The sequence below is a fragment of the Anaerophaga thermohalophila str. Valhall genome (assembly GCF_000250735.1).
Classification (GTDB): Bacteria; Bacteroidota; Bacteroidia; order Bacteroidales; family Marinilabiliaceae; genus Anaerophaga; species Anaerophaga thermohalophila_A.
This window is the reverse complement of record NZ_AHZV01000146.1, coordinates 1-26,191: the sequence shown is the minus strand read 5'-3', so window position 1 is coordinate 26,191 and position 26,191 is coordinate 1. Positions and strand designations below refer to the sequence as shown.

Annotated in this window: 17 protein-coding genes and 1 tRNA gene; 10 read left to right on the top strand and 8 right to left on the bottom strand. The window is 42.8% G+C overall.

The genetic code is table 11. From position 1 onward, the window contains the following. Nucleotides 1–164 precede the first annotated feature (164 nt). The 5 genes from OQ5_RS0107865 to OQ5_RS0107835 all read left to right on the top strand — a co-directional run bounded on the left by OQ5_RS0107865 (nucleotide 165) and on the right by OQ5_RS0107835 (nucleotide 8,314). Entirely contained in the window at nucleotides 165–1,424 is a 1,260-nt protein-coding gene (locus tag OQ5_RS0107865) for a phosphoglycerate kinase (protein ID WP_016776961.1), read from the top strand. A 228-nt stretch (nucleotides 1,425–1,652) separates the two neighbouring features. Then, nucleotides 1,653–2,897, top strand: a complete 1,245-nt coding sequence (locus OQ5_RS0107860) for a 3-deoxy-D-manno-octulosonic acid transferase (protein ID WP_016776960.1) — start codon at nucleotides 1,653–1,655, stop codon at nucleotides 2,895–2,897. Nucleotides 2,898–3,401: 504 nt separating this feature from the next. After that, complete coding sequence (locus OQ5_RS0107845) at nucleotides 3,402–5,963, top strand: adenosylcobalamin-dependent ribonucleoside-diphosphate reductase (RefSeq protein ID WP_016776957.1); 2,562 nt, start codon at nucleotides 3,402–3,404, stop codon at nucleotides 5,961–5,963. Nucleotides 5,964–6,151: 188 nt separating this feature from the next. Continuing rightward, nucleotides 6,152–7,687, top strand: a complete 1,536-nt coding sequence (gltX, locus tag OQ5_RS0107840; RefSeq protein ID WP_016776956.1) for a glutamate--tRNA ligase — start codon at nucleotides 6,152–6,154, stop codon at nucleotides 7,685–7,687. A 9-nt stretch (nucleotides 7,688–7,696) separates the two neighbouring features. Continuing rightward, nucleotides 7,697–8,314, top strand: coding sequence for an NUDIX hydrolase (locus tag OQ5_RS0107835; protein ID WP_016776955.1), 618 nt, complete (start codon nucleotides 7,697–7,699; stop codon nucleotides 8,312–8,314). Between the two features lie 3 nt (nucleotides 8,315–8,317). Here OQ5_RS0107835 and OQ5_RS0107830 read toward each other — a convergent pair whose 3' ends face one another. Together OQ5_RS0107830 and OQ5_RS0107825 are read right to left on the bottom strand one after the other, a co-directional pair. Then, complete coding sequence (locus tag OQ5_RS0107830) at nucleotides 8,318–9,754, bottom strand: transglycosylase SLT domain-containing protein (protein WP_016776954.1); 1,437 nt, start codon at nucleotides 9,752–9,754, stop codon at nucleotides 8,318–8,320. Nucleotides 9,755–9,885: 131 nt separating this feature from the next. After that, nucleotides 9,886–11,955: a putative porin gene (locus OQ5_RS0107825; protein ID WP_026055170.1), complete on the bottom strand. Its 2,070-nt coding sequence runs from the start codon at nucleotides 11,953–11,955 to the stop codon at nucleotides 9,886–9,888. A 79-nt stretch (nucleotides 11,956–12,034) separates the two neighbouring features. Between OQ5_RS0107825 and OQ5_RS0107820 the strand changes: the two genes are divergently transcribed. The 3 genes from OQ5_RS0107820 to OQ5_RS0107805 all read left to right on the top strand — a co-directional run bounded on the left by OQ5_RS0107820 (nucleotide 12,035) and on the right by OQ5_RS0107805 (nucleotide 15,648). After that, nucleotides 12,035–14,899, top strand: a complete 2,865-nt coding sequence (locus OQ5_RS0107820; RefSeq protein ID WP_016776952.1) for a bifunctional fucokinase/fucose-1-phosphate guanylyltransferase — start codon at nucleotides 12,035–12,037, stop codon at nucleotides 14,897–14,899. Between the two features lie 13 nt (nucleotides 14,900–14,912). Further along, nucleotides 14,913–15,302 carry a dihydroneopterin aldolase gene (gene folB, locus OQ5_RS0107815; RefSeq protein WP_016776951.1) on the top strand — a complete coding sequence of 130 codons (390 nt, stop codon included), beginning with the start codon at nucleotides 14,913–14,915 and terminating at the stop codon, nucleotides 15,300–15,302. 275 nt (nucleotides 15,303–15,577) lie between these two features. After that, nucleotides 15,578–15,648 (top strand) — tRNA-Cys (locus OQ5_RS0107805). Nucleotides 15,649–15,702: 54 nt separating this feature from the next. Here the strand turns inward: OQ5_RS0107805 and OQ5_RS0107800 are convergent. Further along, nucleotides 15,703–16,533, bottom strand: coding sequence for a T9SS type A sorting domain-containing protein (locus OQ5_RS0107800; protein WP_016776949.1), 831 nt, complete (start codon nucleotides 16,531–16,533; stop codon nucleotides 15,703–15,705). A 542-nt stretch (nucleotides 16,534–17,075) separates the two neighbouring features. Between OQ5_RS0107800 and OQ5_RS0107795 the strand changes: the two genes are divergently transcribed. Continuing rightward, on the top strand, nucleotides 17,076–18,785 hold the full coding sequence (locus OQ5_RS0107795) for a glutamine--tRNA ligase/YqeY domain fusion protein (protein ID WP_016776948.1): 1,710 nt from the start codon (nucleotides 17,076–17,078) through the stop codon (nucleotides 18,783–18,785). Between the two features lie 6 nt (nucleotides 18,786–18,791). On the opposite strand, the gene OQ5_RS0107790 is transcribed toward OQ5_RS0107795, so the two are convergent. Beyond that, complete coding sequence (locus OQ5_RS0107790) at nucleotides 18,792–19,571, bottom strand: lipopolysaccharide kinase InaA family protein (protein ID WP_016776947.1); 780 nt, start codon at nucleotides 19,569–19,571, stop codon at nucleotides 18,792–18,794. A gap of 179 nt (nucleotides 19,572–19,750) precedes the next feature. On the opposite strand from OQ5_RS0107790, the gene OQ5_RS24445 reads away from it, so the two are divergent. After that, entirely contained in the window at nucleotides 19,751–19,879 is a 129-nt protein-coding gene (locus OQ5_RS24445; RefSeq protein ID WP_255297439.1) for a hypothetical protein, read from the top strand. 565 nt (nucleotides 19,880–20,444) lie between these two features. Here OQ5_RS24445 and OQ5_RS0107770 read toward each other — a convergent pair. The 4 genes from OQ5_RS0107770 to OQ5_RS0107755 all read right to left on the bottom strand — a co-directional run bounded on the left by OQ5_RS0107770 (nucleotide 20,445) and on the right by OQ5_RS0107755 (nucleotide 25,586). Then, nucleotides 20,445–21,503, bottom strand: coding sequence for a VOC family protein (locus tag OQ5_RS0107770; protein WP_016776943.1), 1,059 nt, complete (start codon nucleotides 21,501–21,503; stop codon nucleotides 20,445–20,447). Nucleotides 21,504–21,659: 156 nt separating this feature from the next. Beyond that, nucleotides 21,660–22,457 carry an SDR family oxidoreductase gene (locus OQ5_RS0107765; protein ID WP_026055169.1) on the bottom strand — a complete coding sequence of 266 codons (798 nt, stop codon included), beginning with the start codon at nucleotides 22,455–22,457 and terminating at the stop codon, nucleotides 21,660–21,662. A gap of 77 nt (nucleotides 22,458–22,534) precedes the next feature. Continuing rightward, entirely contained in the window at nucleotides 22,535–24,985 is a 2,451-nt protein-coding gene (locus OQ5_RS0107760) for a DUF5686 and carboxypeptidase-like regulatory domain-containing protein (protein WP_016776941.1), read from the bottom strand. Between the two features lie 7 nt (nucleotides 24,986–24,992). After that, nucleotides 24,993–25,586 (bottom strand): CDP-alcohol phosphatidyltransferase family protein, encoded by a 594-nt coding sequence (locus OQ5_RS0107755; protein ID WP_026055168.1) that lies wholly within the window; start codon nucleotides 25,584–25,586, stop codon nucleotides 24,993–24,995. Nucleotides 25,587–26,191: the final 605 nt, after the last annotated feature.

Genomic DNA, 26,191 nt, shown 5'->3' with positions numbered 1-26,191 from the left:
TTAGTGTGTGTCTATAAACTCGCAAAAATTTTTATAATATACTCAGCCTGTTAATAATAGACTTTTTCATGCTTGTTTCATTCTCATTTCATTCTCATTTCATTCTCATTTTTGTATCTTTGTGCTTCACTGCGAAATAAGTAAAAACCCATAATTTATATACTATGTCAAAAATTGAATCTTACAATTTCTCAGGCAAAAAGGCCATTGTCCGTGTTGACTTCAATGTGCCTTTTAACGAAAAGTTTGAAATTACCGATGATACCCGCATTAAGGCAGCATTACCAACTTTGAAAAAAATTCTTTCCGATGGCGGGTCGGTTATTGTCATGTCGCACCTTGGGCGACCAAAAGGAAAAGCCAACCCCGATTTCTCCATGAAGCATGTGCAGGGACGGCTTGCCGAGCTTTTAGGCACTGAAGTACTTTTTGCCAAAGATAGCGTAGGCCCCGATGCCAAAGAAAAAGCAGCTGCTTTGCAACCCGGCCAGGTACTTATGCTCGAAAACCTTCGGTTCCACCTTGAAGAAGAAGGCAAACCAAAATTGGCCGAAGATGCTTCGGAACAGGAAAAGAAAGCTGCCAAAGCAGAAATGAAAGAAAAGCAGCAGACGTTCTCGAAAGAACTGGCATCAATGGCAGATGTCTATGTTAACGATGCATTCGGTACTGCTCACCGGGCGCATGCATCAACTGCTGTAATCGCCGACTTCTTTGACAGTGATAAAAAGATGTTCGGCTTTCTTATTGAACAGGAGCTACAAAGTCTCGACAAAGTCCTCAAGTCACCCGATCGCCCGTTTACAGCTATTATGGGTGGTGCAAAAGTATCAACTAAGATTACCATTATTGAAAACCTGCTCGACAAGGTGAACAATCTGATCCTCGGCGGTGGCATGACCTATACTTTTATTAAAGCACGAGGCGGACAAATCGGGGACTCCATTTGTGAAGATGAATATCTGGAACTGGCCCGCAAAATTGAAAAAATGGCCAAAGAAAAGGGCGTCAATCTCTATCTCCCCGTTGATGTTGTTGCCGCCGATGCTTTTGACAACAATGCAAATACCAGGATCGTTGCAGTTGATCAAATTCCCGACGGATGGCAGGGACTCGATGCCGGACCTGAAACGATAAAAATCTATCAGGATGTCATCGAAAACTCCAAAACCATCCTCTGGAACGGTCCGGTTGGCGTCTTCGAGATGGATACTTTTGCCAAAGGTTCGCGTGCAGTAGCTGATGCCATTGCAGCCGGAACCAAAAAAGGCGCCTTCTCTCTCATAGGCGGAGGCGACTCGGTAGCTTGTATCAATAAATTCGGACTGGCCGATGAAGTATCCTATATCTCAACGGCCGGAGGTGCTCTACTGGAATACCTCGAAGGTAAAGAATTGCCAGGCATCAAAGCCATCAGAGGATAACTCTGAATTTATTCTTAAATTGTGTCTGTCCATAAAGTACCATTTGCTGGGTTACGCTTGCCGCCAAAATCCTCATTTACGATGATTATGGACAGGCACTAAATAAACTCCTGACACCACAGATATTCACCTGCTCGCAGAGTATTTTTCTTCTCAGTTGTGAAAATCTGTGGTGTTTCAGTTAACCCGTTCCGGATTGACATCCTCACATCAATAATTCCAAAGCAGATGCGAATATTATACATCACAGGCATTCGAATTTTTTCTCTCCTTTTGTTCATTGCATCCTTTTTCAATGAAAAGGCCCGGCTTCTGAGAAATGGCCGAAAAAAGATATGGCAACAAGTCGCAGAAATGAAACAACAGGGACCGTTTGTCTGGGTACATTGTTCCTCTCTGGGAGAATTTGAACAGGGAAGGCCGGTGATTGAAGCCATCAAAAAAGAACATCCGGGAAAAAGGGTACTGCTCACTTTCTTTTCTCCCTCGGGTTATGAAATACGAAAAAATTATGAAATGGCCGACCAGGTGGTTTATCTCCCGGCCGACACCCCAAAAAACGCACGAAGGTTTGTTGACCTGGTAAATCCTGAATCGGCTCTTTTTATTAAATATGAATTCTGGCCGTGTTTTTTTGAGACTCTTCAGCAAAGAAACATCCCCGTATACAGCATCTCTTCCATCTTCAGGAAGAATCAGATTTTCTTCAGATGGTATGGAAGGTGGTTCCGTAAAACACTGAAAGCTGTTAACAAATTTTACGTTCAGGACAATGAATCAGGCCGATTGCTAAAAGAAGCCGGAATCAATAATTTTTCGGTCGCCGGAGACACGCGTTTCGATCGTGTCACAGCCATAGTAAAAGCTTCCACCGATGTTCCCATAGCGGCTTCCTTCTCAGAAGGCGCCCCGTTTATTATCGTGGCAGGCAGTACCTGGCCTCCCGACGAAGACATCCTGATAAGATACATTAACAGTGCACCCGGAGACGTAAAACTAATTATTGCCCCGCACGAAGTCCACCAAAGCCACATTGAGCAGATTGAACAAAGACTGAAAGTTCCATACATCAAATACTCTGCAACAGACGATAAAATCGCCGACGATGCCAAAGTACTCATCGTGAATACCATTGGCCTTTTGTCTGCCATTTACCGATACGGACAGGTGGCATATATAGGCGGCGGTTTTGGCAAAGGCATCCACAACACACTCGAAGCTGCCACCTACGGCATTCCGGTTGTTTTCGGTCCGCGTTATCAAAAATTTAAAGAAGCACGTGATCTGATCAGCAGGGGCGGCGGATTCTCGATCAGAAATTATGACACCCTCTTCGCCCTAATGGAAAAATTACGCAATTCCCCCGAGTACCTAAATCAGACAGGAAATGCATCGGCGGCTTATGTCAAATCCATGTGTGGCGCTACGGATGTCATTATGAAAGAAGTGTTTCCTCTTTCTGAAGATTCCTGACTTTGCAGGCTTTTACCCAATTTGAGCGATTCCACTCAACAGCCAGTCCCGATTTTGATCGGGAATTCAGAAAATACCCCCGATGAACCCCTTGTTCTCTTTGTACCCCGCACAAAGGGGGTTGCCACACTTATCAACAGAAAATTCACAATTCTCCAAAATTTGGAAACTCTTTTAATTTATATACTCGCTATTGTTTAATATCGGTTGTTTTTATTGGATTATTTAGTTGGTATCAGAGTGTTCAAAATTTCCAATTTTTGGAGACAAAAAAATATATTATTCTGATTAAATTTTCTTTTTGGAAAACTTTTCTCCAATTCCTTTGTTGTTTTTATATTGCAAATGAGATATTTAATATTTCAAAATGGGAAACTTTTTATCCTGTTGATAAAAAATTGTTGCCACAAATAAAAACCTTTCCTAAATTGCAGTCACCTTTTTGTGAAAACTAACAAATATTTAAAACCCATTATTTCATATCATTAAAAAAAACAGATCATCATGGCAGAAGCAGAAGTTGACCTTCAAACCACGGTGCATGGTGAAAAGACCTACACCCACGAGGAAGCTTTTCAATCGGCGTTTAAGTATTTCCAGGGCGATGAGCTGGCAGCCAGGGTATGGGTAAACAAATATGCTCTTAAAGACTCAAAAGGAAATCTTTACGAGCTGACGCCCGACGATATGCACTGGCGTCTGGCAAGAGAAGTAGCCAGAATTGAAAAAAAATATCCAAACCCAATGTCAGAAGAAGAGCTTTACGGTCTCTTCAAACGATTCAAATACATTGTTCCCCAGGGAGGTCCCATGGCTGGAATTGGAAATGCTCATCAGGTAGCATCCCTGTCCAACTGCTTTGTAATTGGAGATGAAGGTCCCTCCGACTCCTATGGCGGCATTATGAAAGTAGACCAGGAACAGGTACAACTGATGAAGCGCCGGGGAGGAGTAGGACATGATCTTTCGCACATTCGGCCGAAAGGATCGCCGGTGAAAAATTCAGCACTTACTTCTACCGGCATTGTTCCTTTTATGGAGAGATTTTCCAACTCCACCCGTGAGGTCGCTCAGGACGGTCGTCGGGGCGCTTTAATGCTGAGTGTTTCCATTAAACACCCCGATTCTGAAAAATTTATTGATGCCAAGCTGGAACAGGGAAAAGTAACCGGTGCCAATGTATCTGTAAAAATTGATGATGAATTTATGAAGGCCGTTGTTGAGGGCACTGATTATCAGCAACAATACCCCATCGACAGCTCCAATCCCAAAATGGTAAAAACCATAAATGCCCGTGATCTGTGGGAAAAGATTGTTCATAATGCCTGGCAATCGGCCGAACCCGGAATACTTTTCTGGGATACCATTATCAGAGAATCGGTACCTGACAGTTATGCCGATTTAGGTTACCGCACCATGAGTACCAATCCCTGCGGAGAAATTCCGCTTTGCCCCTATGACAGCTGTCGCCTGATTGCCATAAACCTTTACTCTTATGTTGATGAGCCCTTTACCGACAATGCAAGTTTCAATTTCGAATTGTTTAAAGAACATGCAGGCTATGCTCAGCGCATAATGGATGACATCATCGACCTTGAACTGGAAAAAATTGATGGAATTATTAATAAAATCGAAGCCGATCCGGAAGACGAGGAAATCAAACGCGTTGAAAAAAATCTTTGGCTCAATATCAGGAAGAAAGCGGAGGAAGGTCGCAGAACAGGCATCGGGATAACCGGCGAAGGAGACATGCTGGCGGCTTTAAATCTTCGCTATGGCAGCGATATTGCCACCGATTTTGCTGTTGAGGTTCATAAAACACTTGCTCTGGCAGCATACGGATCATCCGTAAATCTTGCCAAAGAACGCGGACCATTCCCGATTTTCAACAGCGAGAAAGAAAAGAAGAACCCCTTCATTCAGCGACTTGCAGAGGCCGATCCAGACATGTACGAAGAAATGAAGAAACATGGTCGCCGTAATATTGCGCTCCTTACCATTGCTCCCACGGGTACTACCAGCTTGATGACACAGACTTCGAGCGGTATTGAACCCGTATTTCTTCCGGTATACAAACGCCGGCGGAAAGTAAACCCCAACGATCCTCAGGTCAGGGTAGATTTTGTTGATGAAGTAGGCGACAGCTGGGAAGAATACACTGTCTTTCATCATAAATTTGTAACCTGGATGCAGGCCAACAATCTTGACACAACAAAAAATTATTCCCAGGAAGAGATCAATGAACTGATAGAAAAATCACCTTACTATAAAGCCACCTCCAACGATGTAGACTGGATGAGTAAAGTCCGCATGCAGGGGCAGGTACAAAAATGGGTCGACCATTCTATAAGTGTTACCATCAATCTGCCCTCTTCGGCAACCGAAGAGCTTGTCGGACAGCTATATGTGGAAGCATGGAAGAGCGGCTGTAAAGGAGTGACCGTTTATCGCGACGGTTCTCGTGCAGGTGTATTGCTCAACAACTCGGAGAAGAAAGATGACGAAGCATCATCCAAATTTCCCAAAAAACGACCGGAAGTTCTTGAAGCCGACGTAGTTCGTTTTCAGAATAACAAAGAAAAATGGATTGCCTTTGTGGGGCTTATTGACGGCAAACCATATGAGATTTTCACCGGGCTTGCAGACGATGAGGATGGTATTCTTCTGCCAAAATCGGTTCAGAAAGGTTTTATTATTAAGAGCCGTGACAGTGACGGAACATCGCGCTACGACTTCCAGTATGTAAACAAACGCGGCTACAAGACCACCATCGAAGGACTGTCGTTTAAGTTCAACAAAGAATACTGGAACTACGCTAAGCTTATTTCAGGCGTATTGAGGCACGGGATGCCCATCGAAGATGTGCTGCATCTGGTTGCCGGACTGCAGTTAGATAACGAAAACATTAATAACTGGAAAAACGGCGTTGAACGTGCCCTGAAAAAATATGTCCCCAATGGCACTAAAGTTAAAAAGGGACATTGCGAAAATTGTGGATCCGACGAACTGGTTTATCAGGAAGGATGCCTGATTTGCCAGAATTGCGGATCTTCCAAATGCGGTTGATTTGATTTTGCCAATTTGTAACCTGAGCCTGTCGAACAAAATCGGCAGGCTTTTTTTAATTTATTTCTGATGCCGGGAAAACATACTATTTCAATTACATGACTATTGAAAATGGCTGTTAAGTCTTAAAAAATCATCGTCGTTTTCCTATCTTTGCGGCAGATAATAACAGGAAAAACACATCAATCATGCATAATCAGAATACAGTCCGTGTCAGATTTGCCCCAAGCCCCACCGGCCCGTTGCACATGGGAGGTGTAAGAACTGCTTTGTTCAACTATTTGTTTGCCAGAAAACAGAAGGGAACTTTCATCCTTCGGATTGAGGATACAGATCAGACCCGTTATGTCAAAGGTGCCGAAGATTATATTATTGAAGCGCTAAAATGGTGCGGACTGGAATTTGATGAAGGCCCGGTTCAGGGAGGTGAATTCGGCCCCTACCGGCAAAGCGAACGAAAAAAGATATACAGAAAATTTGCAGACCGGCTGGTTGAATCCGGGCATGCCTATTATGCTTTCGATACATCAGAGGAGTTGGATGCAGCAAGAAAAGCGGCAGAAGCAAAAGGACAAACCTTTTCTTACAATAGCAAAAACCGGCTTTCCATGCAAAACTCTCTCGCTTTGCCAAAGGATGATGTTAAACAACGGATGGCAAAAGAGGTTCCGTACGTCATCAGGTTTAAAATGCCCGAAGATGATGTACTGGTGGAAGATGAAGATATGATCCGCGGAAAAGTATCTTTCCGGACTTCCGAACTTGATGACAAAGTGCTTTTCAAGGCCGACGGTATGCCCACCTATCATCTTGCCAACGTCGTTGACGACCACCTGATGGAAATTACGCATGTGATTCGCGGAGAGGAATGGCTGCCATCAATGCCGTTGCATGTTTTACTTTATCGCGCCTTTGGATGGGATAAACCTGTATTTGCCCATTTGCCATTAATACTGAAACCGCAGGGAAAGGGCAAGCTGAGCAAACGAGACGGCGACAAACTCGGATTTCCGGTTTTTCCGTTGAAGTGGACAGACCCCGATACCGGTGAAGTGTCGGCAGGATATCGTGAAGACGGATATTTCCCCGAAGCATTTCTGAATATGCTGGCATTTCTGGGATGGAATCCCGGAACCGACCAGGAAATATTTATGCCGGAACAATTAATCGAAGCCTTTTCCTTCGACAAAGTAAACAAGGCAGGTGCACGCTTCGACCCAGAAAAGGCCAGGTGGTTCAACCATCAACATCTTCTCATGAAAACAGATGAAGTGCTGGCCTCACTTTTCGGGCCCGTACTGGTTGAAAAAGGCATTATTCCACCGCCCGTTGACAGGTTAGCCCGCATAGTGGGACTGGTTAAAGAAAGAGTGAGCTTTGTGAATGAATTGTGGGATCAATCATCATTCTTCTTTGTTGCACCGGAAACATACGATGAAAAAGTGGTCAAAAAACGATGGAAAGGAGATATCCCGGCTTTCATTCAGGAGCTCACCGAAGTATTTGACGGCTATGACGGTGAATGGGAAGCCATGACCTTGAAAGAGAAGGTTTCCGGACTGATAAATCAGAAACAGTTAAACTTTGGAGGAGTTATGAATTGCCTGCGCCTTGCATTGGTGGGAGGCAGCTTTGGTCCCGATCTTTTCACAATTATTGAAATTCTGGGCAGGGACGAGGTTACAGAGCGAATTACAAAAGCAGTAAATACATTGGGGGTGTAACTTTCAGCTATGTTTGACATCTCTGAAATAAAGAAATTATTTGAAGCCCCCCTTCCGGGGGTTGATGCCCAGAATATTATGTCCCCCACCTTCAGGCAGGGCGGATTAAAGGATGACTCTTTTACTACACCAAGAGCAAGTGGTGTTCTTGTTTTGTTGTACCCGGTAAAAAATGAATGGTACATCCCTTTTATTCAAAGACCGGTTTATGAAGGTGTTCACAGCGGGCAAATCAGTTTTCCGGGAGGCAAAGCCGAAGATGGAGACAAGAGCCTGCTGCATACCGCCCTTCGCGAAACGCATGAGGAAACAGGTATTTCCCCCCTGGAAGTGAACATCATTGGCCAGCTCACCCCCCTTTATATTCCAAAAAGCAATTTTAATGTCTTTCCTTATGTCGGATGGCTCAAAACAACACCCCGCTTCGTCCCCGACCCCCTCGAAGTGGCCGAAGTCGTTGAAGTTCCCCTCAAGGAACTTCTCAAGCCTTCGTGTATAAAAAATTTCTCCTACCAGGCTGGCGATCTCATTATCAGCGCCCCCTATTACGATGCCGGCGGTAAAAAGATATGGGGTGCTACTGCCATGATAATTAGTGAAATGATTGAAATAGTAAGAAAATTATAACGTTTATTGCATAACATTCTTGTAGTGATCATATCTGTCGAGTATTTCGGTAACATAATGATAAGGTTCTTCTCCCCTGCAATAACCGTATTTTACGACTGGATCGTTAAAATATTTAGGCTCCGACTTATGTAAAAGATAGTAGTCTACATTGTTTTCCCACTTGTGCGGATCTTTCCCATACTTTTCGGCCAGCTTCATAGCATCAAAAACATGGCCGATGCCCACGTTGTAAGATGCCAGAACAAACTTAATCCGTTCACGGGGGTCAGTAATATGGTTTTTCAAACGCTCATCAAGCCATCTCAGGAATTCCACTCCTCCACGGATATTCTGGCGGGGATTTTCAATATCCGAAACCCCAAAATGGCCGGCAGTCTCAGGCATTAACTGCATAAGTCCTCTGGCTCCTGCCCAGCTTTCTGCTCGCGGTAAAAACCTGGACTCCTGATAGATAATTGATGCTATCAACCGCCAGTCCCAGTCAAACTTCCTACTCTCTTCTTTAATAATCTCGTCATAATCCGAAACCTGCCCTCCCTTTATTGAATGAAATCCTTCATCAACAAGATGAATAGAACGTTTGTTGAGATAATATTTTTGATAGATACCGGCATATCGTGTTGTTTTCCTGAAATTGATTAACCAGTTGTTAATTACATTCAGAAGGTCGGGTGAATTGCTGCGAACAGCCCATGATAATTTCTGAGGAAAGCTGATGGCTGTTTCCACATCCAGATTGGGATAGTAATTAAGATTAACTCTGGCCAGATTCTCATCACAAACAGTATAATCTATTTCGCCTTGTGCCACAAGAGCAATCAGCTGCTCAACCTCGTAATCGGCTATTTCCACAATGTTAATACTATCACCAATTTCCTGCGAAAGATTTCTTAGGCGCATGGCATAGGCCGACTCCTTCTGAACATAAATCGTTTTCCCCGCCAACTCCAACTGATTCCGAATGAGGGGTTTGTATTCGCGGCTTTCCCCGGTATCCGGCTGTTGCTGTTGCAAAGAATACCGTTGCTGCACAAGCACTTGCCGGCTGTAACTATTAGGCTCGGTAAACGCAATGCCATCAGGCTTGTTTAATGTTGCTGCCAGATTGCTGGCAATAATGTCCACTTCTCCTGTTTGTAAATCCTGATAATTGGTGCTCAGATCGTTATTAACTGATATATCCAGTTTAAGTCCTGTATAATTGGCAAATTCCTGTAGCAGCTCAAGCTGATACCCCATGGGCGTTCCTTTATAAACAAAGTAATTGGTAGAGTTGTAGTTGGTAACTACCCTTACAACTCCTTCCTCTTTGATTTCGGCAAGGTCTCTTTCGAAAAGTTTTACGCTATCGTCTGTTGCGGAATCCTCCTTTGGGGAGAAACAGCCGGATAAGAAAAGAAGCAGAACCAAAACAAGAAACGTAAAAGTCTTATTCATAGAATCTTTTTTCAGACCCCATTCAATAATTATGCCCTAATGTCAAACAGGCATACAGGGATCATTACAGGGTACAAAGATACCATTTTATTGATTTAGAGGCAAAAATTGGGACTACAGGGCTGTTAACCCTAATCGTAGAAGTTCCAGGAAACACCAAAACGAACACCCCCCGGATTTATTGGATAACCTATGGTATGAAAATAATCGTTATCGGGCCATCCCTGATTGATATGATTGTATTTCACAAATATATTTGCCCGTTTAAGATGAAAGTTGGCAAAAGGATCGAAAACAGGATAATTCCCTGTCTTCCGCTCTCTCTGAATAAAAAACTGCCCTGTAGCAGGCATATAATCAGGCGCATAATAGGCTGTATGATAACGAAGGTCGAATCCGAGTTGAAAATGGAGTACACCAAAAAGAATATTCTCATAGTAATTGGAACTAAAGATTGCAACATCCGGCAGAGGCGCCACCCTGTCATTGGTGGTGATCTGGTAAGCTACCTCATTGCGGCTGTGCAGATTCCAAAGTTCAAAGTGTTTTTTAAGCTTTATCTCAACAAGATTTAAAACTTCATTGGTCTGTTCAGGGAGCGCCTCCTCGTTCCAGTAAATATAATCATTAATCAGGCGTATTTCTCCTGATAATTGTAAGCGTCTTGTGGGGATATTAATGCCGCCTCTTATTTTGACGGTTTTCTCAGGATCAAAGTTCTGATTCCATTCAAAATGGTTGGAATAATACTGCTCTGTAAAAAAACCCGGAGATGAAAGATAAATTTCTCCCCTGGCAAAAAGGCCTGCAGTATCTTTCCGAATCCGGAACAAGCTGTTGAAACCACCTGTTATTTCACTATCGCCGGCTTTGTGTCCCTGAAACCAGACTTTCATCCCGGCATCATAGAAAAAATTCTCTCCCTGATTCTTAAAAAGTTGTCCCCCAACAGCAGTGGCTGTTCGACTTTCCGAATTGTGGTGATAAATAACCTCATCGGTTTCCTCATTAACCCCGGAAGGAGCGGGCCATTGCAGGTTCTCTGCTTCATTAACCAGAAAAACACGCATTCCGAAACGAAGAAAAGGATTGGCTTCTTCATTAAACTGAAGCTGAACAATATTTCTCATAGTATTGTGATACACAGAATCCCTGGTACGTGTATCATCAATCAGGTTAATCGGATAAAAATCCGTAACATCTTCTTCGCCGGTATCTGATCCCGACAAATCATCTATATGATAGGTACGTCGATATCGATCCAACTCGAACGAATGCCCCAGCGTTGCAAGGGGCTCGGTTCGACTAACAGAATCGTTGACCGGTATGGAAATTTTTCCAATATCCAGTTTTTGATTTACGAAAACTTTGTAATTATCGATACGCGATGAGGCATTCATAAATATGACGGGAATATTTTCGGGTTGCCCGTAATCGTATTTTTCGGGATTAAAGACAGGATCGTCATCCAAAAGTCCCCCGTTTTCCAGCTGATCGGTTTTACCATAGAAGAAAGAGCCGTGAACAGAATATTTTCCTCCGGAATAAGACGAAAAGAATCGGAAAAAGCGATTGTCAGCCTGCTGAGCTTCATATTTCCCTACAGAAGAGATCAGTTTATAGTTAAACCCAAAATTCCAATCTTCATTAATATTCTGTGTAAAGAGAACCCCCACATTTTCTTCACTTCTCCGTTTGGGCCCACTGTGCTGATAGTAGAGATTTGTATAGGGCGTCCTGGTGTTGTAATATTTCCACTCTTCCGGCTTGCTCAGCCAATAGTCGAGATGACGGGAAAAAAGAAAAGTATTGTATATCGGCATGTCCTCCACCAACATAGATTTTGCCGGTGCTCCCAAATTTCCAGTGGTAAGATTAACTATTGAACGTTGATAAATGGGATTGTATATTTGAAAACCGGTGTACGTGGTATCAACGGCGACCGTATCAGACCGGCTGTAATCGTCAACCAACCGCCAGTTCTTTACCTCCCGGGGTATTGTCGGTTGCTGACTGCCTCTCTCCGGATCTTCGCCCATCCTGGGGTCTTCATTGCCCGGCGAAGACTGTCCTGTTTGAAACGGGTTTTGTCCAAAACCATCGGGACTGCCTCCGCCCTGACGACCAGTCTGACGAATCTGTCCATTCGTCAGCATCTGAAAAAATATCAGAAATATATTTATTAGTAATAACCTGTTCATTCCGTCGCAAAGATATTGAAAAATAGAATGTGCGAAACATCTTTATCTTTGTATTCCAAACCACATCAAATTTTTTGCTATGCAGATATTGCTTTCGCTTCCCGAAAATCTTGTCTCCTCGTTCGATGCTGTTGACCCCGACGGGAGCACCCCCTTCTTTGTTTCCGGTGATCCGCCAGGACAAAAGGCAGGCTCGGGAGGCGGCACTGCCTGGTTGCTTTCAAAACATTTCTCAACACAGAATATTTCTGATTTTGAACAATACCTGAAATCGGATAAAAAAATCATCATCCATGCCGGAGGTCAAAGCCGAAGGCTACCTGCATACGCCCCTTTTGGAAAAATATTCACTCCGGTTCCGGTTTTCAGATGGAGTCGCGGTCAACGTCTGAACCAAACCTTACTGGATCTCCAATTGCCTCTTTACGAACGTTTGATGGAAATGTCACCATCATCGACCAATACCCTTATAGCAAGCGGAGATGTTTTGTTGCAATACAGCAAACTTCCTGCCGAACTTCCCGATGCCGATGTTATTTGTCTTGGTATTTGGGTTGATCCTCATCTGGCAGCACGTCACGGGGTCTTCTTTACACCCAGAAACGACCCTTCAAAACTCGATTTCATGCTGCAAAAACCATCGCACGGGCAAATCGAGGAACTGACAACATCGCATCTGTTTCTGATGGACGCAGGAGTATGGCTCCTGAGTGACAAAGCCGTAAAAACACTGATGCATAAATGTGACTGGAAGGCAAATAAATTCAATAATGAAACACCCTCCTTTTATGATCTTTACAGCTCGTTTGGCGCCTGTATGGGACAATCGCCTGCTTTTGAAGATGCATATCTGAAAGAGCTTTCAACAGCTATTGTTCCCCTTGATAAAGGAGAGTTTTATCATTACGGAACCAGTGAAGAACTAATTTCCTCCACCGAAAAAATTCAAAACAGCGTAAAAGACCGGCGATCCATCTGGCATAACAGGGTAAAGCCTCATCCCTCACTTTTCGTGCAGAATGCTCTGACTCAGATCAAGTGGACTCCGGCGCACCATCACATCTGGATCGAAAACAGCGTAGTTCCGGCATCCTGGCAGCTGTCCGATCATCATATCATTACCGGTGTACCTGAAAATAACTGGCAAATAGACCTGGAAGCGGGTATCTGTATTGATGTAATTCCGATTGGAGATGACCATTTTTGTCTGAGACCTTATCATATCAACGATCAATTTTCGGGTAAAGCAGGAGATAAAAATACCGGGTGGCTTGGCAATTCGCTTAATGAATGGACGAAAAATCGCGAGATCGGTTTTAAAGAAGCCGGCATCGACAGCGAAGCGGATATTCAGGATACTCCCTTGTTCCCTGTCCTCTCAAGGGATGCGCTGGAAAAAAACCTGATAAGCTGGATGATAAAAAAGGAATCACCTGATATTCCGGATTTAAAGGAAATGTGGCTCTCTTCGCCACGGTTATCAGCCTCAGAAATCAGCAATAAGGCAAATATCCAACGGCTTGTCCGGCAAAGAAAGAATCTGAGCAGGCAAAACCTGATGGCTCTTGCAAAGAACTACAAACACAGTGTCTTTTATCAGGCTGACCTGGCACACATAGCGGAAGAATTTGCAAAAAACAAGTTGGAGATTCCCGACCCCCTTCCCGAAACAGAGTCTTCTTTTTTCCGGTTCCGAAACTTTATGCTGCGCTCGGAGATAAAACGAAAGATAGGACACGACGGGGAAAGAGACGAAACCGAGGCCTTTTCTATTCTTCAACAGTCAATCATTAATACCATTGAACGCAAAGAAATTCCCCGCCTGAATGTTTTCCCCGACCAGATAGTCTGGGGCCGGAGCCCTGCACGTCTTGACCTGGCCGGCGGATGGAGCGACACTCCTCCCTACTGTTTGCAAACAGGCGGAAGGGTTCTCAACCTTGCGGTCAATCTGAACGGTCAACCGCCATTACAGGTTTTCATCCGTTTGTCCGACAAACCGCATATTGTTTTGCGCTCTATTGATAACGGGGTATCCGAAACGATTACCTCATACGAAGAATTGAGTTCCGAAAACAGTGTAGGGTCTGCCTTTTCTATCCCACGGGCAGCCTTATGCCTGGCCGGATTTCATCCGGATTTTTCCGGCGCTGCATATAATACTTTAAAAGAACAACTGGAAGATTTTGGCGGAGGAATAGAAATTTCGTTCCTGGCTGCCATTCCCAAAGGTTCGGGACTGGGAACAAGTTCCATTCTGGCAGCAACCATTCTGGGAACTCTCGCCGATTTTTGTGACCTTGCCTGGGACAAACAGGCCATTGCTCATCGCACACTTGTCCTGGAACAAATGCTTACTACAGGCGGCGGATGGCAGGATCAGTACGGGGGCATCCTCCCCGGCATAAAGCTTTTGGAGACAGTCCCGGGTACACAAAAACAAATGGGTATCCGCTGGCTTCCCGATCTGCTGCTCACACAATCCCCTTTCAAACAGAACTGGCTGCTCTATTATACCGGAATTACAAGAGTTGCCAAAAATATACTGGGCGAAATTGTACGTGGAATGTTCCTGAATCAGGGCTCACGTCTTCGCATTATTGACAGCATCAAGGAACATGCAACCGAAACCTACGACGCTATTCAGCAATGCGATTATGAAAAAACAGCGCGCATGATCAAACGTTCGTGGGAGCTGAATAAAGCACTCGATCCCGGTACCACAAATGCTGAAATCAATTCAATCATTTCAAAAATAGAGGATATGACCCTGGGCTATAAGTTGCCTGGCGCCGGCGGAGGTGGTTATCTGCTTGCATGTGCAAAAGATGAATCAGCGGCAGCACGCATCAGAGATATCCTGACCAAAGAACCGCCCAACAGCAAAGCTCGTTTTGTAGAGATGTCGCTCAATAACAACGGACTGGAAATTTCAAGATCATAAGTATAACAGACAAATGGATGCACAAATACCCAACGGCATTATTGAACTGGAAGAAATGGAGTTTTATGCTTACCATGGCTGCTTCAGAGAGGAAAACGTGGTAGGAAACCGCTTCATCGTTAATATTGCCATTAAAACAGATATGACCTTACCCATGAAAAGCGATAAAATAAATGATGCTCTCAATTATGTGAAGGTATACGAACTTGTACGCCATGAGATGCAGCAAACGTCGAACCTGCTGGAAAACGTCACGGCCCGCATTGTTGATTCGCTTTACCGAAACTTTCCTCAAATAAAATGGACACGGGTAAAAGTTTCCAAAATGAACCCTCCAATGGGAGGCCAGATGAAAAAAGTGAGTGTTACCCTGGAAAAAAGCTTAAATACAGAAACGCAATGATGTAATATTATTGTAATAAGAGAGTTATTACTTAAGCTATGATTTCATAAACATTCAATTGCGCGGCACTTGAAAAAGTTTAGCGGAGCATTGGTTTAATGCAGCCACAACAATTTATCCCGGCAATAATTTTGAAACATTTTTGGGCAAAATGGAAATTTATCTCTATTTTTGCAACCGCTGTTTTGGTAAGTAAAAGGCCGGCGGGTCGAATGGAATAAGCCCTGAAGTACCGGGTCTAAGCCGAAATGGTGATTACAATAAATTGTAAGTATGGTCGGTTGGCCGAGTGGCTAGGCAGCGGTCTGCAAAACCGCGTACGGCGGTTCGAATCCGCCACCGACCTCCCAAAGGAGTGATAAACACAATTGTTTTTCGCTCCTTTTTTATTTAACCTGCTTTATTCCTTTCTGAATTTCAGAATCCTGTTGTCATTACCTGTTAAGCGTATTTTGGCAATATATATTCCCGATCTCAAAGCGGAAACATTGATGCGACTGTCAAAATGACCGGTAACGTGTGCCGGCTGACCGGTCATATCGAAAATAAGAACTTCCTCAACTTTTTTGTCCGACCGGATAGAAATAAACTCACGGGCAGGGTTTGGGAATAATATTACCTCATCACCTCTTTCTGCCATATTGCTGAATGTAAAGGTTCCATGCGCGCCCAGTCCCGAAACATCATCTGTGTCGGCAGCAATCCATTCTGCAGCCAGGGTATTAAAATCCGTTTCATTGTCAGCCCGACTTGCGCCTGAAGTTACATCGGTTTTCCGGCGCAAAGTTCTCTCCGCAGTTCTTAACACCCCGCTGGTCCAGCAAGTTCCGGGATCAACGCCAATGCAACCGAAAACATCGACATAAGCATCCTGTGGAATTTTGTAAATGGCCACAGCATCGTCACCATTAAAACTAAGAGAACCTGTTAAGGTATCCGGAGTACTATATAATTCAGCACTTAAGTGTGCAACAACAAAGACACCTCCATGATTGAGCATTCCTTCCAGAGAAATTGGAGAGTTCGGCTCCAGATTTCCGTTAAAAAAAATATGAATCTCATAATCGGATAAATCCACCGATTGCCCGGTTCCGTTGTATATCTCGAGATACTTATTATTGCTGCTTCCCTCGATATATTCTGAAATAATCAGGTCGTTGGTCGAAGGTTGTGCCGTCAGGAGAAAAGGAACAAAAAAAGCAATTAAGATTAGGTTAAGTTGTTTCTTCATGATTCTAAAGATTAGGGAATATAATTAAACTAAAAGTGAGCCCGGTCTAAAAAGCATCTTTATTGCCAAACTCTGTGTTGTTTTAATTTTTTGCATCCTCATTAACAACAAGTTAACTCCGGTACAAAAATTTAAAACGCCTTGATTTTGACAAAAATATGCTTTTTATACCGCACTCAAAAGTAAAAATAGAAATTAATTAATTAGTGCCTGTCTATAAACTCGCAAAAAATTTTTACAATATGTGTGTCTGTTCAGAAAGTGCCGGTTGCAAGGCTTGCGAATTCGTCTATGAAAAGGATTTGTCCGATTGTTTCAATAACTATATAAAAGCGTTATTTTTGTACGTCTGTATTTATTTGAATTGGCGACAGCATCAGGAAAACAGGGATAATAAAAGGTGCTGAACATTTCCGATGCATAAGGAAAACAATAGTTCGTTAACTTTTGTAATCGCCTTGTGAATCTGTTAAAAAAGAAAGTATCCGTTTTTTGTGAAGTAAAAAAGAATAAAGTAACAGGTTTTTAAAGTCTGGTCGTTTATGAGCAAAACTGAAGAAGGAGCTACACCTGCCCCAAAAAGTAATTTTATCCATCAGGAGATAGAGAAAGATCTGAAAGAAGGGAAAAACGGCGGCGCCGTGCTAACACGTTTCCCTCCGGAGCCCAACGGTTATCTTCATATCGGTCATGCCAAATCCATCTGCCTGAATTTCGGACTGGCAGAAAAATACAACGGCGGCTGCAATCTTCGCTTTGATGACACCAATCCGACCAAAGAAGAGGTTGAATATGTAGAGTCCATTAAGCAGGATGTTCGCTGGCTTGGATTTGAGTGGGAAGGTCAGGAGAAATATGCTTCCGACTATTTCGATCAGCTTTTTGAGTGGGCAGTAAAGTTGATAAAAAATGGCAAGGCTTATGTAGACGATCAGAGTGCCGAAGCCATCGCTGCACAAAAAGGGACGCCTACCGAACCCGGCGTGGAAAGTAAATACCGCAACCGTAGTGTGGAAGAAAATCTGGACCTTTTCATGCGCATGAAGAACGGCGAATTCAAAGAAGGAGAGCGTGTTCTGCGTGCCAGAATAGACATGGCCTCGCCCAATATGCACATGCGCGATCCGATTATGTATCGCATTATTCATAAAAGCCACCATCGCACAGGCGATAAGTGGTGCATTTATCCTATGTACGATTTTACACACGGGCAGAGCGATTTCATTGAGGGGATTACGCACTCAATCTGTACGCTTGAATTTGAAGTGCACCGGCCGTTGTATAACTGGTTTCTCGACCAGATACTTGAAGGAGAACCCGAGCCGGAACGGCGCCCGCGTCAGATTGAGTTCGCACGCCTAAACCTCAACTATACCGTAATGAGCAAACGGCGCCTCCTGGAACTGGTGCAAAAAGGTATCGTGAATGGATGGGACGATCCCCGGATGCCCACCATTTCGGGCCTTCGCCGTCGTGGATACACGCCTGCCTCTATCCGCATGTTTGCCGAAAGAGTAGGCGTGGCAAGACGCGATAATATTATTGATGTGGCTCTTCTTGAACACTGTATACGTGAGGACCTGAATAAACGGGCACCCCGCGTCAATGCAGTAATTGATCCGGTAAAACTTGTATTGACCAACTATCCTGAAGACAAGGTGGAATGGATGGAGGCCGTCAACAATCCTGAAGATGAAAGTCAGGGAACCCGCAAAATACCATTTACCCGTGAATTATACATCGAACGCAACGACTTCATGGAAAATCCGCCTAAAAAATTCTTCCGATTAGGACCGGGACGTGAAGTTCGACTAAAAAACGGATACATCATCAAGTGCGAGGATTACAAAAAGAGCGAAAACGGAGAGGTGGAAGAAATCTATTGTACCTATGATCCGGAAACCCGAAGTGGAAATGACACCAGTGGGAAAAAAGTAAAAGGAACCCTTCACTGGGTCAGTGCTTCACACAGTCTGCCGGCAGAGGTACGCCTATACGACCGCCTGTTTATGGATGAAGACCCGGCAGGTCATAAAGACAAAGATTTCAAAGAGTTTCTCAACCCCGATTCTCTAAACATACTTAATAATTGCCGGGTTGAACCGTCGCTGAAGGATGTTAAGGCATTGGATTTTTTCCAGTTTCAGAGACTGGGATACTTTTGTGTAGACCCGGACAGTACCCCCGAACACCTTGTATTTAACCGGACTGTCCCCCTTCGAGATACCTGGGCAAAACTGGCGAAAAAGTAATTTCACTTAAACCATTGCCTTTTTGGGCTTAAAGATACGCAGGAATCGTTTTACGTGTCTGCGAGTCAAAGAAGTGGCAATATGGCTGCCAATCAAAGAGTATGCAAACATGGCGGGATCGTTTTTCGATGCCATCGCATATTCTTCGGCCATAATAGACAGGTAAACAGGACGATTTGTTAATTTCTGAAGATTCCGGATTCCTGTACGGGGAGAAATTCGTTTTTTTACTTTTATTCTGTTCAGGTCAACCATTGAAAAAGAGTAATTCTTCAACGAATTCTTGTTAATAAGGACGTTTCCCGTACTTAGGTCGCCGTGCCAGATTCCCGCAGGATGAACTTTGGTGGCCATAAACCGGGCAAATCCGCCCAAAATCTCTTTGGCTTCAGGATGTTCCCCCTTTATAATATCTGATAACATGAAATTGTATTGCTGACACAGAGAGACGTAGAAGCTGGTTTTCAGTATCCCCCATCTCCCTTTAACTTCAACATATCCCAACGGATACGGTGTATCTATACCTTTTTTCAAAAGAAACTTTGCCAGATTATATGATCTCTCAGCCTTTGAAGGCCTGAACCAGGAATACATAAAACGATTAAAAACAGTAACTTTATTAAATGCTTTAACACACAGATCAACGCCACCAAAGTTTATGATCTTAATCTCATTGCGATCGTTTTTGATGGTTGTTCCTTCATTACGGAAAGTATACGGAAGGTTTTCCATAAAATGCATCAGATCGCTTATATCAGTATGAAATCTCACTTTTTGAACAGGCATACGACGAGGTTTTTTAGTTGCTATTCCCCCTATTTCTCTGTATAATACTCACTTATCAAAAATTTCGAAATTTCTCACAAAATCAGGAACAGAAAGGGTATACTTACATGATTGATTTTACACAAATTCTTTTTGACAATTTCTGTCATGCTCGTTTCAAATGTAAAATTAGTACCGATATGGAAGTATGTCATTCCCAAACCTGTCGAAATGGTAAAAACAAAGGATCACTAAACGAAAATGGAGGACGAAACGAAAAAGAACAACAAAAAACCGGAACAGGTAAATGGAAGGCAAAATCCAAATGAATCCCGCTCCGGCAAAAAAGAAAACAGACCTAAATATTATTTTGAAGAACTAGTCAGTTAAAAAAAGCCTAAACGCAGAGACGCAATGACGCAAAGTTTTTATTATGAGAGGTAGAGACGCCCAAATTGGGCGTCTTTACCTTACCAGGCATTTGCAAGAGTTTTATTGAGTGTTGTATTACATATAAAATAACACTACTGACCAAGTAAAATAAAATGGATCTAATGAAGTCCTGTATTTATGTGCGTTCTGAATACTTTTACACAGTTCAGAGGTAGGTTCGCATCAAAAAAATTCCGTTAAGAAAATCAGTGATGCTTGATGCAATATTTTATGCTTAATACGACACTGGGAGTTTTGTCTTTTTTTATTCCGCGCCAAGAACGCAAAATCAAAGGAACGTTAAAACCGCAAAGGAAAGCCTTACATTCTCTTAATCTTTGAGCTGAATCGCTCTGATCGGTTCGGCCGCTTGCTTGCAGGAATTTGGGTTATAGTCTTTTGCATGATAATATTTTGCGGTTTTTGCGTGGAAATTTTTATCAGCACCCAAAAATAATAATGTCAATCTTTAACCCTGCCGAAAGTAAGTGTTTTTACCATCCAGTCGGGCAAAGGTTTTTGTGGATTCCGCTTTTTAAGATTGATATACAATCCCAACTTTTCGACAACCGGGAGTTTATGGGTTTCCACAAACTCAATGGGCGTTCCGTCCGGATCGGAAATATAAGAGAAATGGCCTGCAGCACTTCCCATATCAAAGCTGTCGGCACTATTCACCGTAAACGGAAAACCTTTTGCCTCGCATTCTTTTTGCAAAGCTTCCATTCCGGTAATATCGAAGCAAATATGAATAAAACCCAGCTCGCCCCAGATGCGATTTTCAAAGATTTGTTTCGGAGTCCGCTCCAATGACTGAACCAATTCTATTTGAGTAGGCCCTAATAATTTGCTAAAAGGACCGGTCCGTCGCTTTTTATGACCAAGCAGAACACGACGATACTTTTGTTTCCCTCCCGGCAACGGATTGAAATCATCGAATACATCGGTTTTATCAAATATCACCTCATCATACTGGAGAATACCGGAATAGACCTCACGGGCCCTGTCAATATCCGAAACACCAATAACGGCACCCGCCACTCCGCCCGTGGGCGATTTCTGTTTCATAAAATAATGGTGGTCTTCCACCACTTCGAAAATATTACTGTAAGGGTCGGCCAGATAATAGTGCAACTGTCCTGCCGGATTTTTTACCGGTTCACCAATCAGGTTTACGCCCATCAATTTATGTTGTTTGTAAGCAGCCGTTACATCACGACATTTCATCCGGGTAATAAATATTCCGGTGTCTCCCAGTTGAACATCAAAAGCAGGTGGTTTAGGCTCCATCCGGGTGTGTTGCCAGACTTCAAAACCGCCACCGCCTTCCATATTCATGGCCAAAGCAGCATAACGTTCGCAATCTTTCCCGTTGGTATAATGGTGCATAAGCTTAGCCGTTGCCGTATCTTCAAAAACATTAATATCCATTCCGAAATTTTTGCGATACCATCTCCAGGCTTCTTTAGCATCTTTTAATCCTATTCCTATCTGCTGTATTCCACAAATATTTTTCTGCATGTTATTTGGAATTTAATTCTTTATTTTTGAGTGCGGTCTAAAAAACATCTTTGTTGCCAAACTCTGTGTTATTTTAAATTTTTGCATCCTCATTAACAACGAGTTAACTCCGTTGTAAAAATTTAAAACGCCTTGATTTTGACAAAAATATGCTTTTTATACCGCACTCATTTTTGTTACCATGCGATGATAAAGGGCAGGAACAAAACGCCGGATGTAAACCATGATAAGTTCCTTATTCCCTACCAATATATCTTTTCGTTCTTTCTTTATTGCTTTTACAATTTTTGAGGCACACACTTCAGGTAACATACCACCGGCCTGACCGTCATCCATTTTATTGTAAGGCTTGCCGTCTCCGGTAACGGCATTCAACGAAATATTTGTTTTCACACGCCCTGGCGAAACAATGGTTACATTAATATTATCGGGCTTCAGTTCTGCACGTAATGATTCAAAATAGCCCTGAATTGCATGTTTCGAAGCCGAATAAGCCGTTCGCAAAGGGAATCCGAATTTCCCGGTAATGCTGCTGATTACGACAATATGCCCGCTCCCGTTTTTCAACATGTAAGGCAGTACGAGTTTGGTCAGTTTTATAGCCCCGAAAAAGTTAACTTCCATTATGCTTCGGTCAACATCGAACGAAGTTTCTTTGGCAAGAGAACGTTGACTCCTCCCTGCATTATTGATCAGGATATCAATGCTGCCAACTTTCTTCACAACATTTTCGACAACAATTTCCAGGCCTTCGGTATCCGACAAATCAAGCGGTTGCACCACGCAAAAGGAAGTATATTCCAAACAGGCCTCCTTAACCTTCTCAAGCTTTTCCCGGTTGCGTGACGAGAGTATCAGGTCTGCCCTTTCGCGTGCAAGAGCATGAGCAAGCGCTTCACCAATTCCGGATGAAGCTCCAGTTATCCATATTTTTTTGTTTTTCAACTTTTTCACCTGACAAAGATAAAACTTCTGTATAGAAAAAAGGAGTCTGATTAAGACATAGCTATTATTCAGGAGGGACACAAATATTAAAATCTCACTTCAGCCCTGATGCGAATACCATCCTTGTCGGTAAATGGTTCGTCGAGGTAATGATTTCCGAGAAGATGAACATATTCCACCCTTAAAAATTTAAGAATATTGGTGAGCCCGACGCCGATTTCGGCATAAGGCATACCATCTTCAACCGAATATTGAGCCGGCAGGTCAAAAACACCTTTATAGGAATCGGTCAGTGTGCCGTAATGCCCTTTAAAAGACAAGACCTCTCTCAACTTCAGTTTTTTAATCAGCGGCAGGCGATTAAGAAGAATCCCTCCACCATTGAAATGAAAGTGGGTATTAGTGTACAAATTATGAGCAAACGCAGCGTGATGCAATAAATTAAACCTGTATTTTGCATATCCCAACGACATGGAACCAACCGGCTGGTCAAGCAAATCATAAGGTGCCTCTCCCCCCAGATAGCCAGCGTTCAGCATATATTCCAAAAAAATCTGCCCCATGTTTATCCGCCCTTTAATCGAACCGTGAAAATGCCAGTAAAGACCCGATTCACTCATTTTTTCACCGGGCAGTAACGTTTGCCCGATGTCAAAACTCAAATTAATGACCGGTATCGGGTCCAGGTAATAAATACGATCGAAATAGAACTTGTCATAATGTTGTCCCGACACAATTCGCAGGTTCATCAGCAGGCCATAGTTCTCATAGGTACTGTAATCTGCATCACCACGGTAAAAACGAACATCGGGAGTTGCTTTATTATAGAGATAATAGGGTGAAAACTCCAGTTGATAGTCGTCGTTAACATTGTATTCAAACCTGATATCAAATCTTTTCTCTTCTTTCAGATAAGGATTTTTCTCCCGGGTTGTAAAAGCGGCAATAAGATTACCATTCCCTTTATTGTTGGGATTATTTTTTATGAACCGGTAAAATTTATCATGGGTAATGAGTGAATAATCATCGGAATAATTGATACGGAAAATAAACTTATCCGTTTCGAGCGGCTGATAAACCATGTTTCCTCCGTATTTGATTTCGCGATTACGAGTACCGGCACCCAGGAAACCACCGATGGAAAAATGTTCCGACAACTGTTCACTGGTTCGCAAAGGTATAGTAAAGCGATGTCCTTCAATGGCATTGGTACTGTAGATATCAAATACCGGCCCGATATCAATTTTCCCGGCATTCAGATAACCGGTTAGTGCAAGGCCGCCAACGGCATCCACACCCTTAATCAACTTTTGCTGCTGCAGTTGTTCCACCCTGTAATAATCGTCCCTTTTAATTTGACTGGAGGCAAACTCGGGCAGTTGGCCCCAGCTTTCAGCCCGCAGGTTATTTAACCGGGACGACACGGAATATTGTGTCAGTTTGTTTACCATCCAGTTGCCGCCCTCGATGTCATCAACCCTTTCGGAGCTGTAAACCGGAGCAGACTCGTTATCAGGGGTGAGCGATAAATTTATTCTCACGTCCTGCTCGTTAAAGAACCATTTATCTCCCGGCAATTTTTTATAAGTTACCCGTCCTCTGAAACCTTTCACAAAGTTCAGATTGGCTTCTTTAGAGATATGAACTTCCATTTTTGCAAGTGCAAAGCTCTTATCTTCAATTTCAAAATTTCCGGAAAAGAGTTGATCGTACCTGTTTTTGGGGGCAAAAGAAAACTGAAAATGCTTCACACCGTCCACCACGACACTGTCATTGAGATAAAGATTATAGCGCGACAAAGCATTTCTGCCTATCGGGGAAAGAAATTCACGATTAAGGATCTTGATTTGCTCGTTATAAAAATTCAAATCAACCGCCACCTCACGTAAAACATAGGTTTCGATGGCCTGATTAATTTTTGGAAAGATACCCTCTTTCTTATGGTAGAGCACACGTGTACTGTCACCCGAAATTTCCTCAGCACTTTCAGCCAGATAAACCGGAGAGAAACGCAATTTCCGATTGTCGGATTCAACGGTTACTTCTTCAAAATCTTCAATGAAATGAGTAACATTGGAGGCCGTATCAATGGCAAGGTATACATTAGTACTCGAAAGTGTTTTGTAATGCTGAATACTGTTTATTTGCCGTCTATTTTTTTCTTTGTTCTCCTGAATCTTTTCAAACAAAACAACCGCTCTTTCCACTTCAGGTTTGACAGTGACTTCATCAATCATCCTTACATCCTGCTTCAGGTATACTGTCAATGAATGCGAAACAACAGGATTCATCACTATTTCTTTAGGGGAATACCCTACCGATGAAAACATCAGAGTATCGTTCTTTGCGCATTCCAAAGAGAAGCTTCCGTCAATATCGCTTTGTGTTCCCTGCAAAGTCCCCTTCACCCAGATATTTACAAACGGAACCGGTTCTTTTGTCTCCTCGTCTTTAACAACTCCTTCCACCTTCTGAGCGGACAACAAAGTGCCACCAATCGATAATAAACCGACTGCAACCAAAAATCTGTACACCATAAAAATTCTATCTGCTCCGTTCGCCTTTTAACAACCAATAAAGCCCCTTTACACCAATCTTTATATCATCCAGTTTCAGTAATACAAAAATCTTCTCGATATATGCAAGGGCACCCCATCCTACAGCCAGATAATACAGCCAGGGCCAGAAACCAAAGACGAACAAAATAAAAAAGAAAATGCCCTGAAGATAACCTGCTGAAACAGCAGAATAAAGGTGAAGACCTGGAATTTTTCCGAAACGTATAAATGAGATGATGTAACTGAGAATAAACACGCCCAAAAACAGGTAAAGTATCCAGGCATGTGGTTCTATTTCGTTCCACTTAAAGATAAACAACCCGAGTAATGCCATGGCATAAGTTACAATATCGGCCAGGTTGTCGAGTGCAGCACCAAAATTGGTTTGCAGATTAAAAAAACGGGCGATGTTTCCGTCAAGTATATCGCTGACCAGACTTATGCATAAGAGGATCACAAACCAGTTTTCGCGACCCGTTAGTGCCATAAAAAGTATTACCGGGAAGACCAGCAACCGGTACAAGCTAAGCAAATTGGGCACATTAAGTACTTTCTCTCCTTTGATTGTCAGTTGTCTCATATTTTCATCCGTATAAAATTTATTTATTAAGGTCGAATGGAACTCGCATGCAAGAACTTTTACATGTTCCTTTTGTGGCAAACTTTGCCATGCTCGTTTCATCAGTATAAAATTAATCTAAGTTATTGGTCTGATGGAACTCGCATGATTGGGTTTATACATGTTCTCCTGTGACAAACCTTGTCATGCTCGTTTCATTATAAATAACATGAATAGGGTCTAAAAAGCCTCTTTGGTGCCAAACTCTTTGTCTTTTTATATCACACTCATAACATGCAAAATTAATTATTGTTTTTTGCCTGTTGAAATAAAATTAAAAATTAAATCAAGTTTCCGTTTATCTAATTCTTTGTTTTTTAATTTCTTATATTTCATTTTTAATACCACTCCGCTTAGTCAATTTAAGCCACTAAAACACGAGAGCACATAATAAGGTAATAAGGTCAGGGATATGGTTGAGATGCTTTCCTTGTTACTAAGGTTTAAGATTGAAAATAAGGTTTTTCCCGTTCCAATTTCATTCTTAGGTCATGGTAAATTTATTTTTCCAAAACCTTATTTTTTTCTCTCAACCTAAGTAACCAGGAACACACTCTGAATCAAAA

Coding starts and splice junctions, on each gene's coding strand:
- OQ5_RS0107865 (WP_016776961.1), top strand. CDS start 165: ATGTCAAAAATTGAATCTTACAATTTCTCAGGCAAAAAGGCCATTGTC.
- OQ5_RS0107845 (WP_016776957.1), top strand. CDS start 3,402: ATGGCAGAAGCAGAAGTTGACCTTCAAACCACGGTGCATGGTGAAAAG.
- OQ5_RS0107830 (WP_016776954.1), bottom strand. CDS start 9,754: ATGAATAAGACTTTTACGTTTCTTGTTTTGGTTCTGCTTCTTTTCTTA.
- OQ5_RS0107770 (WP_016776943.1), bottom strand. CDS start 21,503: ATGCAGAAAAATATTTGTGGAATACAGCAGATAGGAATAGGATTAAAA.
- folB (WP_016776951.1), top strand. CDS start 14,913: ATGGATGCACAAATACCCAACGGCATTATTGAACTGGAAGAAATGGAG.
- OQ5_RS0107835 (WP_016776955.1), top strand. CDS start 7,697: ATGTTTGACATCTCTGAAATAAAGAAATTATTTGAAGCCCCCCTTCCG.
- OQ5_RS0107825 (WP_026055170.1), bottom strand. CDS start 11,955: ATGAACAGGTTATTACTAATAAATATATTTCTGATATTTTTTCAGATG.
- OQ5_RS24445 (WP_255297439.1), top strand. CDS start 19,751: ATGGAAGTATGTCATTCCCAAACCTGTCGAAATGGTAAAAACAAAGGA.
- gltX (WP_016776956.1), top strand. CDS start 6,152: ATGCATAATCAGAATACAGTCCGTGTCAGATTTGCCCCAAGCCCCACC.
- OQ5_RS0107795 (WP_016776948.1), top strand. CDS start 17,076: ATGAGCAAAACTGAAGAAGGAGCTACACCTGCCCCAAAAAGTAATTTT.
- OQ5_RS0107760 (WP_016776941.1), bottom strand. CDS start 24,985: ATGGTGTACAGATTTTTGGTTGCAGTCGGTTTATTATCGATTGGTGGC.
- OQ5_RS0107860 (WP_016776960.1), top strand. CDS start 1,653: ATGCGAATATTATACATCACAGGCATTCGAATTTTTTCTCTCCTTTTG.
- OQ5_RS0107755 (WP_026055168.1), bottom strand. CDS start 25,586: ATGAGACAACTGACAATCAAAGGAGAGAAAGTACTTAATGTGCCCAAT.
- OQ5_RS0107790 (WP_016776947.1), bottom strand. CDS start 19,571: ATGCCTGTTCAAAAAGTGAGATTTCATACTGATATAAGCGATCTGATG.
- OQ5_RS0107820 (WP_016776952.1), top strand. CDS start 12,035: ATGCAGATATTGCTTTCGCTTCCCGAAAATCTTGTCTCCTCGTTCGAT.
- OQ5_RS0107800 (WP_016776949.1), bottom strand. CDS start 16,533: ATGAAGAAACAACTTAACCTAATCTTAATTGCTTTTTTTGTTCCTTTT.